Annotated in this window: 9 protein-coding genes; 6 read left to right on the top strand and 3 right to left on the bottom strand. The window is 34.6% G+C overall.

Going from position 1 to position 14,419, the window contains the following annotated elements; all coding sequences use genetic code 11:
• Window positions 1-10: 10 nt before the first annotated feature.
• Genes fabD through AC3CH7_RS09535 form a run of 6 tightly spaced genes read left to right on the top strand, consistent with a single transcriptional unit; the run spans window position 11 to window position 12,299 of the window.
• Entirely contained in the window at window positions 11-1,264 is a 1,254-nt protein-coding gene (gene fabD, locus AC3CH7_RS09560; protein ID WP_051563268.1) for an ACP S-malonyltransferase, read from the top strand.
• 22 nt (window positions 1,265-1,286) lie between these two features.
• Window positions 1,287-6,143 carry an amino acid adenylation domain-containing protein gene (locus AC3CH7_RS09555; RefSeq protein WP_488381711.1) on the top strand — a complete coding sequence of 1,619 codons (4,857 nt, stop codon included), beginning with the start codon at window positions 1,287-1,289 and terminating at the stop codon, window positions 6,141-6,143.
• A gap of 22 nt (window positions 6,144-6,165) precedes the next feature.
• Window positions 6,166-9,363 carry a condensation domain-containing protein gene (locus tag AC3CH7_RS09550; RefSeq protein ID WP_488381710.1) on the top strand — a complete coding sequence of 1,066 codons (3,198 nt, stop codon included), beginning with the start codon at window positions 6,166-6,168 and terminating at the stop codon, window positions 9,361-9,363.
• Window positions 9,364-9,365: 2 nt separating this feature from the next.
• Entirely contained in the window at window positions 9,366-10,154 is a 789-nt protein-coding gene (locus AC3CH7_RS09545; RefSeq protein WP_031416153.1) for a thioesterase II family protein, read from the top strand.
• Entirely contained in the window at window positions 10,144-11,532 is a 1,389-nt protein-coding gene (gene kamA / locus AC3CH7_RS09540; protein WP_012294865.1) for a lysine 2,3-aminomutase, read from the top strand. Before AC3CH7_RS09545 ends, kamA begins: the two co-directional genes overlap by 11 nt.
• Before the next feature lie 14 nt (window positions 11,533-11,546).
• Window positions 11,547-12,299 (top strand): class I SAM-dependent methyltransferase, encoded by a 753-nt coding sequence (locus AC3CH7_RS09535; protein ID WP_031416151.1) that lies wholly within the window; start codon window positions 11,547-11,549, stop codon window positions 12,297-12,299.
• A gap of 324 nt (window positions 12,300-12,623) precedes the next feature.
• Here the strand turns inward: AC3CH7_RS09535 and AC3CH7_RS09530 are convergent, their stop codons facing one another.
• Genes AC3CH7_RS09530 through crcB form a run of 3 tightly spaced genes read right to left on the bottom strand, consistent with a single transcriptional unit; the run spans window position 12,624 to window position 13,674 of the window.
• On the bottom strand, window positions 12,624-12,971 hold the full coding sequence (locus AC3CH7_RS09530; RefSeq protein ID WP_012294863.1) for a hypothetical protein: 348 nt from the start codon (window positions 12,969-12,971) through the stop codon (window positions 12,624-12,626).
• Between the two features lie 14 nt (window positions 12,972-12,985).
• Window positions 12,986-13,315, bottom strand: coding sequence for a fluoride efflux transporter FluC (locus AC3CH7_RS09525; RefSeq protein ID WP_012294862.1), 330 nt, complete (start codon window positions 13,313-13,315; stop codon window positions 12,986-12,988).
• Complete coding sequence (gene crcB, locus AC3CH7_RS09520) at window positions 13,312-13,674, bottom strand: fluoride efflux transporter CrcB (RefSeq protein ID WP_036161984.1); 363 nt, start codon at window positions 13,672-13,674, stop codon at window positions 13,312-13,314. The genes AC3CH7_RS09525 and crcB overlap by 4 nt, the downstream gene beginning before the upstream one ends.
• Window positions 13,675-14,419: the final 745 nt, after the last annotated feature.

Genomic DNA, 14,419 nt, shown 5'->3' with positions numbered 1-14,419 from the left:
GGGATATCGTTTGAACACTGCAATTGTATTTCCAGGTCAAGGTTCACAATATGATTCTATGGGACAAGAATTATGCGAGAATTACCAAATAGCTCGCGATTTGTATAATGAGGCTAGCGATATTTTGGGCTACGATTTATTGAAAGCATGTGAAAACAAAAATGGAGAGCTTCGTAATACGGTCATAGTTCAGCCTGCAATTCTAGTTTATAGTATTGCCTGCTGGGAGATATTTAAAAAGAATAACGATGTAAAACAACTCTATTTAACTGGACATAGTCTAGGTGAACTGTCGGCAGTAGTTGCTGCCGACGGTATCCCTTTTGCAAAGTCCGTTGAATTAGTAAAGCTTCGTGCAACTGCTATGAGTGAATGTACTCAAGAAGGCGGTATGGTTGTTTGCTTTGGACTTAGTGGAGAAGAAGTAGAGGAAGTATGTCGAAGATTAGATACGGACGATAATCATGTAACTGTTGCAAACTTTAATTCGACAAATCAAATTGTGCTAAGTGGTCATAAAAACGCATTGGAGCTGGCATCCATTGAGTTACAGAAAAAGGGAGCCGTTACAAAGATACTACCTGTTAGTGTTCCTGCTCATAGTAGACTCATGAAGCCTGCAGAAATAAGATTTCAAGCAGCTCTACAACAAACACAGATGAATGATTGTCAATATCCTATATTTTCCTGCGCTACAGGTCAACTATACAGTAAGGCTGACGAAATAGCAGATCAATTAAGTAAACAACTTACCGAAAGTGTTAGATGGCCAAAAGTTATGGACGTTCTCATTAATAAAGATGTTGACACATTTATTGAGATGGGTCCTAAAACAATTCTAACGGATATTATAAAGATGGAATATCCTGATTATCGAGCGATACCGGTTAACGAGAAAAATGGCATCCATTCTATTTTAAATAATCTTAATGAGAATATGTTAAAAGTAGAAGAGACTATCCACTTTTTACAAGCCTGTTTAAGAGTTATTATTGGAACACCTTTTAAAGCGAAAATCGATAAGCAAGACTTTGAAAGAGAAATCCATTCTCCTTATCAGCTTATTAAACAGGAATTGAAAGAGATGAAAGAGAGCAAACAGATTACAGTAGATTCTCATAGAGTGGCAAGTTTATCTCAACAATTTTTCTCTATTTTAACGCATAAAGGATTTCATAAAAATGAAACATTGGAAATTTTAAAATTATCAATCGCAAATCCGAATTTATATTCTAAATATCTAAAAATTAATAGTTTTAAATAATTTGTTAGATTGGGGTAATAGAATGTCAAATTTCTATGAAAGTTTTTTTAGTGAAGAAATCGATTACTATGATGGACAAAGCTTATGGTTCAATCAAAAAAAATACAGTTTAAAACAATTGACTCATAAATCGTTTAAGTTAGCAACCGCTATGCAAGAAAATGGGATTATACCGGGCTGTGAACAAAAGGTTTTAATTGTTCTTAGGAGGTCACCTGCTCTTCTTGTTGCACATTTATCAACATTTATTGCTGGTGGGGTTATTGTTTGTATTGATCCAGAAACACCAAGGGACAGAATCGACAACATCATTGACGATATCAAACCTAGCATCATCATTACGCATCCAGATATTTATGAGGCAAATGCTTTTCAAGATCAGATCATTTTTAAGCTTGATGATGTTCTTCAGCATTTTAATCTGGATCATAAGGAAATTAACATAAATATTCATTTTTCTTTGAAATCAGCTGCTTATATAGTTTTTACATCAGGTACTACAGGCAAACCTAAGGGTGTAGTCGTTGAATGGAATTCTTTAAATCGCTTAATCGATTGGCATACAAAAACGTTTGATGTGACCAAAGATTCAATAGTATCTTTAACCTCTTCACCTGGATTTGACGCTTCCATTTGGGAGATTTGGGGTGCAATAGCTTCAAGAGCGTCTATATATATGACGACATTAGATGAAAGACTTAATCCAGAGCTTCTAAAAAATACGTGGATAAAGCACCAAGTAACGCATTCATTTGTATCTACCCCTATTGCTGAGCGACTAATGGAACTGGACTGGGATAATAGTCACGTAGCTTTAAAATATCTTTTAGTAGGGGGAGATAAACTAACAAAATACCCTTCAAAAGATTTACCTTTTCATGTGGTAAACAATTATGGACCAAGTGAAGGGACTGTTGTAAGTACTTCTGGGATTGTAGAGAGAGCAGATGGCAAGGTGAAAAAGCTACCTCATATTGGTTCCGCTTTACCTTATGTAAAGTGTTTTATTTTAGATCGAAATTTACAAATCATTCATGAGATAGATAGAAAAGGAACACTGTGGATATCTGGTGATGGATTAGCACGAGAGTATATTAATTTGCCGCATGAGACAAATGAAAAATTTAAACAGTTAGAAATTGACGGTGAAAATGTAAGAGCCTACAACACCGGAGATGTTGTAAGTAGAGATATTCAAGGAAATTTTAATTTCCATGGTAGAGAAGATTTTCAATTAAGCATTAATGGAGTGAGAATTGAATTAGGGGATATTGAGAGTACTCTTCAAAAACATAATAGAGTAAGTCAAGCTATAGCACTACCATTACATATAGCTTCAAATACGCTATTGACAGCATCCATTGTATTAGAAGAGGAATCCTCGATTTCAGAACTTGAACTATTTAGCTATTTGAAAGAGAAGCTGCCTAAAAATATGATACCCGTTCAACTTATTTTTCATCAACATTTACCGTTGACTAGAAACGGTAAAATAGATCGTGAATTGTTGAACAAACAGCATATAGAATATTTTAATAGTAAACAATTACTTGAATCTTCAACGAATATAAGTGAATCTTTGCAAAAGATTATTGATATTTTTTCTTCTACCTTAAACTTAAAATGCTCATCACAAACAGATTTATTTGAAGTTGGAGGAAATTCCTTAGACGCAGCACAAATTGCTATGAACGTTTCAAAAGCGTTTAATGTTGATTGTTTACCATGGCAAGTACAGCAGCAGAGAAAACCTTGTAATTTATTGGATATTCTTTCTACTTTACCAGCCTTATCATCAAATAATGAACCTACTATGTTTGATCAAAACGAGTGGTTTCCTGCAACGAGTATGCAGAAAGGTCTTTGGTATTTGTGGAAAACAAATGAAGGAAATCCATTTTATAATGTAGGCGCTACTTTTCAGATTAACGGTCTTTTTGATGAACATAAGTTTTATAGCGCCTTTGTCAATATCATAAAGAAAAATGCCGCCTTTTTTGTGAATTTTAGAGAAAATACTTCCTATGGAATTGAACAAAAAATTAGAAATATAGATGAAATAGGAGAGCATGTAGATCATCACATACAAATCCTACAGGTGAAAAATATGGAGGAGGCGCACACTCTTGCAAAGACAATTTATAATCAGCCTTTCCAGTTAGAGAGCGATTTATTGTTTAGAGGGGCAATCATTCATACAGAGAATGCAGGAGCTGTTTTTGTACTTGTATCTCATCATATTGTATGTGATGGCTTATCTTTAAAAAATATACTGCAAAATATAGCTAAAGTTTATAATGAGGAAATTACTATAGATGACATAAAATCAAGTAGTTCTGAAAATCTATATAATAACATCAATAAATTGGTTAATAAATCAGAGGATCAAAATTTGAAGGATTTTTGGTTTGAGCAATCTAAGGCATTTAAACTTGCCCAACTACCTATTCAAGAGAAATCCGAAGAAAATATAAGAATTGGAAAGATTTTAGAGATTGAAAGCCATAGAGAGCTAGGTAAAAAAATTGATCAATTTTCACAGGAAATGAAATTGAGTCAGTTTACAATATTACTAACTGCTTGGGCACTAAATTTAGCAAAATATTGCATGCAAGATACAATAACGATAGGAATTCCTTATCATGGCAGAACTAATGAAAATTTAAATGATGTTGGAATGTTTGTTAATTTAGTTCCTTTAACGCTTTCCTTAAATAAAAAGGCCTCTTTTAAAGAGCTCCTGCTTGAAATTAGTAACACTGTTCATGAAAATATTGCTCATGGAGATTTCTCAATTGTTGATATTGCGGCTAACATTGATAAAAGAGAGTATCTTGATGTAGTAAATAATACATTCAGTCTTAAAGTGAATCTTGAAATGGATTTAAAGAATATCAACACAAGCTTTATCGAGCAAGATACTGGTGGATCAAGATTTCCTTTAAGTTGTTTCTTCAATGTAGAAAATGGAGAAGTAAAAGGACATATAGAATATTCATTTGCCCATTTTACTGAAGTAGAGATTCAATTGCTGGCGAAGAATTATTTGAGTTTACTAGCCTCATTAATTAATGAACCAGATCAATTATGGGGTACTGCATTTACTAAAGGTTCTATTATATCCTCCAATGATAATGGGAAACTATTACAAAAGGCTAAGCCACTCCACTGTCAATTTGAAGAGGCAGCGAAAAAATATAAGGATTATATTGCCATTCAAGAGCTGGATAGAGCATTAACATATGAACAACTCAATCAAGAAGCAGAAAAATATTCTTTATTACTGCTATCAATGGGTATTGAAAAAGGCGATTACGTGCCTATGTATATGGACAGAGGAATAGATGCCATTGCAGTAATACTAGGTGCTCTAAAAGCAGGCGCAGTATATGTTCCTTTAGATACGGAGCATCCTATAGCAAGAACACAGAAATTATTAGAGCGATTAAATCCAAAGGTTTTAATGGTAAATACAATAGATGAAATACCATATGGAGAATGGGAAGTTGTAAATACTCTAGAAAAAAATATAGTTAAAAATAATGTAAAAGCAATGGGACCTGTCTCTGTCGATGATCCAGCATATCTTATGTTTACTTCTGGCTCGACGGGTGAGCCGAAGGGTGTAGTATGTCCACATTTAGGGGCTTCTTTACGTATAGAATGGCAAAAAAACCAAAATAAACTTAAACCTGGTAATAAAACATTGTTTAAAACGCCATATACATTTGATGTATCTGTTTGGGAAATATTTTATACCCTTTGTACGGGTGCTACGTTAATTGTTGCTCCTAAAGACTTGCATCGTGATCCTTTAGGTTTATTGAAATTTATTTGTAATGAGTCAATTGATTTGTGTCATTTTGTCCCTTCAGTGTTGCAATTAATGCTTAATGAAATGGACTCTCAAAAAGATTACAAATTGCCATTAAAGTATCTTCATTTAAGTGGGGAAGCACTACCAGGTCCATTAGCTAAAAAAATAAATGAGTTGTTACCACAAGTCGAAGCATTCAATTTATATGGTCCAACTGAGGCGGGAATTGAAGTTACTGTTCAACAGGTAACAAAAGATCATTATAATATTGGTTTTCCATTACCGTATGTAGAAATGGAAGTGGTCGATGAAGCCGGGCTACCAGTTCCAAAAGGTTTTCCAGGTGAATTAATGATTGGAGGACCTTCTTTAGCAAAAGGTTATTTCAAGAATGAAATCGAAACGAACAAAGTTTTTGTAAAGCGAAATGGAAAAACCTTTTACAAGTCTGGCGATTTGGTAAAAATTTCAGCGAATGGCAGTATAGATTTTCTAGGAAGAAAAGATTCACAAGTTAAGGTAAACGGTGTAAGGATTGAGATAGAAGAAATTGAAGCTTGTGTTATACAGCAACCACAAGTTAACGATACAGCAGTCGTATTAGGGCATGATCAAAATAACAAACCATGCTTAGTCTGCTTCTACACTTTAAATGTGAAAGATAGTCTAAGTAGAGATGATTTGAAAAAAGCAGTGTCTAAAGACTTACCAGTAACGTATATCCCATCGATGTTCGTTGAGTTAGAAAAATTACCATTAACATCTAGCGGAAAAAGAGACAGAAAACTACTTAGCTTAGAAGCTTCACAATACCTTGCAGACGGTGCTCAAAATACATTTAGGGAGCCAACGACTGAACTGGAAAAATCAATTGTAGAGGTTTGGGCTGAAGTGCTAAAGGTTAACGAAATAGGTATCGATGATAACTTTTTTGAAATCGGTGGAGATTCCATTAAATCACTTCAAATAGTATCTAAATTGCGTACCAATGGTATTGATATTACTCCGAAAGACTTTTTGAAACACCCTACGGTATCAGAGATGTCTCTCATACTTAAATAATGTGGAAGGAGGTTAGCGTAGAATGGTACAAAATGAAAAAAAACTCCCGTTAACACCATTGCAATTAGTTATGTTAATGGAAACATTAAAAGACCCAACGTCAGAAGCTTATTGGCAAATTTTGTCTTATGAAATTCCTAACTCATTTACATTCAAAGAGATTCAAGAAGCTTGGTTAAATACTGCCAGAGCTAATCCAGCATTAAGAACAAAATTTGAGTGGGAGCAAGAGATAGAACCAATCCAAATTATTCAAAGCAATGTAGAAGAAATTAATGTATTAGAGGTTAATTATTTATGGATTCAAGATGAATTTATGAATATAGAGAATTGGTTTAAAAGTGAGATTGGTAGGCTACAGCGAACGTTGCTAAATAAGACACAACAATTTTACCTTATTCAAAACTGGAAACCTTCTAAAAACCTATTAGTATGGGTGCATCATCATATTATTATGGATGGTTGGTCAATTGCTCAGACACTTGAGGATTTCTTTAAGCTGTTAAATAAGGATGTCACTTCATTAGCAATTCGTCCAGATATCGAACCATATTTACATTATATTAATGATCCAATGTATCAAAAAGGGCTGGAAAAATATTGGGGAAATGTGTTAAGTGATTTAGCTGAAGCAGAAACATTAGCGATAGAAAAATCGCAACATATGGGTCAAAAACCATTATTTAAGTATTTGGATAAAGAGTTAAGTAAGAGAGCGGCAGAAAATCTTCATGCCTATAGCATAAAGAACAGAGTGACTACTTCAAGTGTCGCTTTAACAATATGGGGCGTGTTGATTAATCGATATCAACATACGAATAATCTATACGTAGGTTCGACTTTTGCATTAAGGCCGTATCAATTACTAGAGTCGAGTGATATGAACGGGATGCTCATAAACACATTACCAGTCAAAATAGGTATAGAAGATGAACTAACATTAAAAGAAGTATGCCTCCAGACAATGGATCATCTGCAAGATGTTTCTGAAAATAGCGGAATTCCGTATTCTAAATTATTACAGTTTGGTGGTGTATCTGGAAATACAGAAATCTTTAAAACCTCTGTCATTTTCCAAAATTTCAAGGGAAGCTTAACTTATAAAAAGAATTGTGATTTGGTTCACCAGTATGGAACAAGCTCTGATCCTTTATCAGTAACATTTGATATTACACAAGGCTCCATATGCTTACGATTAGGTTGGGATCAACAACGTTATGAGCAAACAGAGCTTCTGAGACTTCTAGATTCTCTTGAGTATATATTTGAAAATATAGATAACTATAATAATATGTTGGTTAAAAATATTAACTTAACACAAATCGAAGAGCTATATTTAAAAAATGTTTTAACGACAGATGTTTCTGCAACGTCTGAAAACTTTTCGATTCACTCTATTTTAGGAGACTACAGGGAAGATTCTTTAGCCATTTCAGATGATCAAAGAAATTTAAGCTATCAAGATGTGAAAAGATATATCAATATTGTGGCTAATGAACTACTCAAAGAAGGAGTACAGAGTGGGGATACTGTTGCATTGGTAGGAAAAAAAGGTATTGAAACAGCAATCGGTATTTTTGCTGCTTGGACAATAGGCGCTGCATGGTGTGCTATTGATACGAGTATACCTGAAGCAAGAACTAAACGTACATTAGAGATATTGCAGCCAAAAACATTATTATTCCTAGATAACATTCCAGCTATTATTGAACGTAGTACGGATGAGAAAGAAATAATAAGTGAGGCCTACAAGTTTAACCCGGGAGATGTGGCATATTATATTTCTACTTCTGGTAGTACAGGAGAACCTAAAATCGTTTCATTAAAAGCAGAAGGGTTGTTACAAATCATACAAAGCTGGAAACAATTTTATCACCTTGATAGTGAACAGTATGTTCTTCAACTAGGGAGCTGGACATCGGATGTTTTTTTAGGTGATTTGCTGAAGGCATGGTCAACGAATGGATATTTGTTTATTTGCGAGGAAGAAAAAAGAATTGATATGGCCTATTTAGCAGAAATGGCAGCTAAATATAATATTTCATTTTTAGAGTCAACCCCTGTTTTAGTAAGGGAATTTATCCACTTTTTAAATGAAGAAAATAGGGTCTTAAAAGATTTAAAAACAATCGTAGTAGGTGCTGATACGTTCAGACTTGAAGAAAAGAATGAAATATGTGACATGCTTTGGGAAGGTATCAATTTTTATAATGGCTATGGTCTAAGTGAATGTACAATTGAGTCTCTAGTTTATAAGTGTAATAACAATCAGGATAGTTCTAAATCAGGACTTTGCCCAATAGGTAAACCATTACCGGGAACCATGCTGAGAATTGTTGATAAATCAGGTAATTCTGTAGCCCCTGGCATGATAGGCGAACTACACATTGGAGGGAAACAAGTAACAAAAGGCTATGTAACCGAGGATGGTTTCGTTACCTCCACTTGTTATACTCTGGATGGTGTTAGCTACTTCCGGACTGGTGATTTAGTAAGATTAAATGCTAATGGAGTGATTGAATTTTATGGACGCAGTGATCAGCAAGTAAAAATTCGAGGCTATCGATTAGAATTAGGTGAAGTAGAGAACGCGTTATTATCACTTCAACCTGGCATGGAATGCTTTGTTAGCTGTCTTCCAAGTAATAACGGTGAAAATACTTTAATTGCCTTTGTTAGTGGGACAGACCAAAGTATTGAGACCATTAATAGTAGGATTTCTAAGATACTTCCGGATTTTGCGATTCCGAATGTAATCGTTCCATTAGAAAAGCTACCTCGCAATACGAATGGCAAGATTGATAGAGTGTCGCTAAGGAAACAAGCTGAAGAATTACTGAATCAATTAACCGCTACGTCGACTATCTCAATGTCAGGCGATATGGTTGATATGGTAAGAGAGACATGGGAAGTAGTTTTAGGAAAGAAAGTACAGTTGAATCGGAGTCTATTCGATCAAGGTGGCCACTCTTTAATTGTACTGAAATTATATAACTTACTTCGAAAAGTGTTACCTTCTTATGAGTTTGTAGTGGGTGATCTTTTCCGATATCCAACTATCAATCGGTTTGTAGAAGAAATTACGGCTAGAAAAGAGGCAGAGCCTATTGCAGAAAGTACTATACCATCTTACAGCAAAATTGAAGTACTTGAAAAAGTGAAACAAGGCGAGCTTACAGTAGAGGAAGCTATGAAAATAATAGGTGGTCATAGATTGTGAAGATGAAACAAGAAAAAGGCTATTTAGTATATAACCCAAATCCACATGCAAAATTAAAATTGCTATGTTTTCATCATGCTGGAGGTTCAGCACTTTCAATGGTTCCTTTAGTGAGAGATTTATCTGAAGATGTAGAAGTATGTTTGTTTGAATTACCTGGTAGAGGAATGACAAATGATTTACCTTTCCTATCAACATTTTGTGAGGCAAAAGAATATCTATTTAAAACAGTATTTCATTATATTGATCGCCCAGCCGTTTTATTTGGTCATAGTTTGGGAGGACTATTTGTCTATGCTTTATCAAGTTTATTGGATGAGAAAAGTCAATATATTAAAAAATTAATTATTTCAGCTGCTAGGTCCCCCATAACTGTAGCTAATCATGCGACGCATCCTGAAGCTCCGTTTACGAGGCGAACGAGGGAAAGTATTATAGCAGATATTAGAAGGCTAGGTGGAGTGCCAAATGAGCTTGAGTCTGATTCGAGGCTATTCAATTCAATAGTGGATGTTACAGGCAGAGATTTTCATTTGCTCGATACATTTAAATTCGATGATAAAGCATTGGTCAACTATCCAATGGAACTTTGGTTAGGTACACAAGATTCAGCAGTTCCAGATGGGGAAGTTAAACTGTGGGAGAAAATGGCGCTCAATGACTATAAGTGTAAGTATTTTAATGGTGGTCATTTTTACTTGAGTGAGAGTGAGGAGCCTGCTCAAGAATTGAGACAGGAACTCATGAATATTTATACCAACATCAAAGGAGGGGTGATTCATGCAAACTAAACTTAAACCAGGGGAAAGAAGACATTATAGGGAAATTGAACTTTGGAAAGATATTACCAAAGAGCAATGGGATGATTGGCATTGGCAATTAACGAACACTATTAAAACTTTAGATGATTTAAAGAAAGTTGTAAACTTAACTGAGGAAGAAGAAGAAGGAGTCAAAATTTCTCTACAAACGATTCCTTTAAATATAACTCCTTATTATGCATCTTTAATGAATCCTGATGATGTACGATGTCCAATACGTATGCAGTCAGTGCCATTATCTGCTGAAATTATGAAGAGTCACTATGATCTAGAGGATCCATTGGATGAAGATGAAGATTCCCCTGTACCAGGTATAACTCACAGGTATCCTGATAGAGTATTGTTCCTAGTTACCAACCAATGCTCCATGTATTGTCGATATTGTACAAGAAGAAGATTTTCTGGACAGGTGGGAATGGCAGTACCTAAAAAGCAGCTTGATAGAGCTATTGATTACATTAGGAATAATGAAGAAATTAGAGACGTTTTATTGTCTGGCGGAGATGCCTTATTAATTAACGATAAAATTCTTGAATATATTTTAAGCAGTTTAAGAGATATACCGCATGTTGAAATAATTCGAATTGGTACTAGAGCACCAGTCGTATTTCCTCAAAGAATAACGACTGAGTTGTGTTCGATTCTAAAAAAATATCATCCTGTATGGCTAAATACACACTTTAATACGTCGATCGAGTTAACTGATGAGGCGAAAGAAGCCTGCGAGAAGTTAGTCAATGCGGGGGTTCCAGTGGGGAATCAGTCTGTTATACTGACAGGGATAAATGATAGTGTGCCAATAATGAAAAAATTAGTGCATGATTTAGTGAAAATCCGAGTTAGACCATATTATATTTATCAGTGTGACCTGTCTGAGGGGATTAGCCATTTTAGAGCACCTATTTCTAAAGGATTGGAAATAATTGAATCTTTAAGAGGACATACTTCTGGTTATGCTGTGCCAACATTCGTGGTAGATGCACCAAACGGAGGTGGGAAGATAGCGTTACAACCAAATTATATAATTTCCCAGAGTCCTGAGAAAGTAGTTTTAAGAAATTATGAAGGCGTTATTTCTTCTTATCCAGAGATAAAGCACTATGAATCAGGTACAGCCGATAGTTATTTTTCTGAGGTTTATGATTTAAAATCATATGACTCAACAGGCGTTTCAAAGCTTTTAGAGACTGAACCTTCGAAAAGCTTAGTTCCTACAAATCTTCGACGATATAAATTAAGAGAAAGATATAAAGAAGAGGGAGCGGAGACATTAAAGGATAAAAGAGAAAATAGAGATGTGTTAAAACAAAAGAAAATATTACAAGCACAGAAAACAAATAAATGTTAGATAGGGGAATCGTGATGGTAAGCTTTTATGGTAGTTTATCTACAGAATTATATGATATAGATAAATATATTGGTAAATCATTTGGAGATGTAGAGTATTATTCAAAAAGGTTAGAAGGTGTAAAGGGAAAGATATTAGAGCCTGCCGTTGGTAATGGTCGTATCCTAATACCTTTATTGCATAAAGGACTAAATATTGAAGGTTTTGATCTTTCTGATGACATGTTACAATTATGCAAAAAAAATTGTGCAGAAAGTGAGCTTACACCAAATCTATATTCATTAAATATGTGCAATTTTTCTTTGGAACAAAAATATGAGGCGATTATTATTCCGACTGGTTCATTCCTATTATTACATCAAAGAGAAGATTCATTAAAAGCCTTAAAGTGTTTTTATGATCATTTAGAGGATGGAGGCCGTTTAATAGTAGACACTTTCCTTCCTGATTCGTTTGAGAAGGGGTATGTTTCAACTAGAGTATTTAAGAATCAAGACGGTGACTCTATAACATTGGAAGAAGTATTGGTAGATGTGGATTACATTAATCAATTTACGATTACTCACAATAAATATCAGAAATGGGAAAACACTAAACTAATTGATACTGAGTTAGAGATCTTCCCGTTAAAGTGGTATGGAGTAGAAGAGTTTAGAGGAATTTTACAAGATATTGGATTTAAGGATGTAACAATTTCTTCAGATTATGAGTATAATAAATATCCAACAGATGGTTCACAGGTATTTACGTATGAAGCAATAAAATAATAGCACTTAATAATGAAAGAATCCCGCAATAAAAAGTGTTTGTTCTTCAAGTCCTTAAAAGTTCGATTGGTAAACGATTTGTTTACCAAATCGAACTTTTTCTTTTTTTGTTGAAAGTAGTATGGGACCAGTTTTCAGTAGGTCAAGGGCAAAAGAATACATTGGGTCAAGTTTTGAGGTAAATCACGTCATTCAACTGCACATGATGACAGAAGGAAAAAGGCTAAGATTCACAATAGACAACTGTATTTGATTCGACAGTGGATAGGAAAATAAAAGAACCTATACATTTAAAAGAGGCGCCCTTATAAAACTAAGAGACGCCTAAAACATTTGAGGTAAAAATTCCCTCATGAATCGTTGATTTTTACGTAACCATATTTTTAATATCATCCGATGTGTTAATAATCTATGTCGCTTATTAGGCCTTGCCTTCGCTTCTATTAAGCTTTGTAGTAGAATACAAGTCTCCGTTGCAAAGGCTTGAGGCTCTACGAGAACATCAAGCTTATAATCGATTAGCTGTGCTGCCTGAACCTTTGCCAGTAATTGAGCAAATTGTCTATTCATAGCTGCATAATTTTCTGCTAATTCTAGGTCGATTAGGGAATATAGTGCTTGTTCAATTTCAAGTTCCAATTCTAGTAGTAGCTCTTTGGATAGCTGTGTCATTCATATCACCTCTTTTACACGGCTATAAAACCAATAGTGGCAAATAGTATGCCAAACAACAGGGTACTAGCTATATAGCCTATAACTTGCCCCCATTTTTGCTGTTCAATTAGCTGTAATGATTCAAAGCCAAAAGTTGAAAATGTCGTATAGGCTCCTAAAAAACCAATGCCGATCAGCTGCCATAACCAATCATGGAGATGGAGGGCAAAAACAAGACCGAGTGCAAAGGAACCTGTACAATTGATGATAAAAGTTGCCCACGGATAAGGATGGGCCAATAATTTACCTAAATAAAACCTTGAAATGGCGCCTAAAAATCCTCCAATTCCAACAAGAATCATGCCAGTCGCCCCCTTGCTAGTCGTATACCCAGCCAGGCGCAGAATAAACCACCAGCAATACTTATGACAACATAGAGAACTGCTAGGAGCCACTCATTTTGTTGAACGAGTAATAATGTCTCTAAGGAAAATGTCGAATAGGTTGTAAAGGCCCCACAAAAACCAGTGCCAATTCCAAGGACAATAGGTGTGCGCTTTGTAAAAGTAGTGAAAAGCCATGCTAGGCAAAAGCAGCCAAGTAAATTTATCAATAATGTTGTGGATGGAAATCCTTCTGAGTTTGGAATGGCAAGACTCAGTCCATACCGGCAAATGGCTCCAAGAATGCCACCAATCCCAACAGTGAAAAATGATTTCAACGTAAAGACCCCTTACTAAAATGACTATTATTAAAAAGTGTATCACGAGAAGAAAATTTTAGAAATATTTCGATGTTGGGAATTTTATTAAATCGAGTTTTCAACTTTCAATGCTAACAAATGAACGAATATGTCTCTAATTATTATTTAATTACTTAGCTAGTTTATAGCTAGTACTATTAGTAGGGTGAACGATTTTGTTGTAACAAAATAATATATAAATATAGTATATAAAAATAGATTTACAGCAGGTTTTGAGAGAAAGTGTAGTCGAGATTCTAGCTAAAAAAAGTGATAGGAAATACATCATAAAACATCGCTTACGGTTTATCCGAAAACGGCTAAACCAGAAAAGGAAAACCCGACACTACTAAATAATAAATAACTAAATAATAATGATGATGATATATAGGCAAATAGGTAGAGGAAGAGGCATGCAACTATCTTCAAGAATTGCTGAGCGCGTAGCAGCATTTTTGGGGCTGCTCATTTCAGACTTTAGGTTAATGTCAGCTTTAAAAAAATGATGTAATGTTAAAAGTAATAAATGTCGAACATGCTTTCCTTTTGAGCATAGGTGTAAAATTGTATTTTAGTGCTTTAAAGCGTTAACTATTTTCCGGAAATGATAAAAAATAACAGTGTGATAGTTGACAATTATTTCTATAGTGTGATAATCTTCAAGAACACTATAACAAATAAACTAAAGGAGGGCATGACAATGTTAATTTTATCAGTATCATAT

Source organism: Lysinibacillus sp. F12 (genome assembly GCF_057773605.1).
The sequence above is the reverse complement of the archived record's forward strand: the minus strand, read 5'-3'. Positions and strand labels throughout refer to the sequence as shown.

What these genes read in the sequence shown, in the direction of transcription:
- AC3CH7_RS09555 (WP_488381711.1), top strand. Translation starts at nt 1,287, where the DNA reads ATGTCAAATTTCTATGAAAGTTTTTTTAGTGAAGAAATCGATTACTAT.
- AC3CH7_RS09550 (WP_488381710.1), top strand. Translation starts at nt 6,166, where the DNA reads ATGGTACAAAATGAAAAAAAACTCCCGTTAACACCATTGCAATTAGTT.
- AC3CH7_RS09545 (WP_031416153.1), top strand. Translation starts at nt 9,366, where the DNA reads ATGAAACAAGAAAAAGGCTATTTAGTATATAACCCAAATCCACATGCA.
- kamA (WP_012294865.1), top strand. Translation starts at nt 10,144, where the DNA reads ATGCAAACTAAACTTAAACCAGGGGAAAGAAGACATTATAGGGAAATT.
- AC3CH7_RS09535 (WP_031416151.1), top strand. Translation starts at nt 11,547, where the DNA reads ATGGTAAGCTTTTATGGTAGTTTATCTACAGAATTATATGATATAGAT.
- AC3CH7_RS09530 (WP_012294863.1), bottom strand. Translation starts at nt 12,971, where the DNA reads ATGACACAGCTATCCAAAGAGCTACTACTAGAATTGGAACTTGAAATT.
- AC3CH7_RS09525 (WP_012294862.1), bottom strand. Translation starts at nt 13,315, where the DNA reads ATGATTCTTGTTGGAATTGGAGGATTTTTAGGCGCCATTTCAAGGTTT.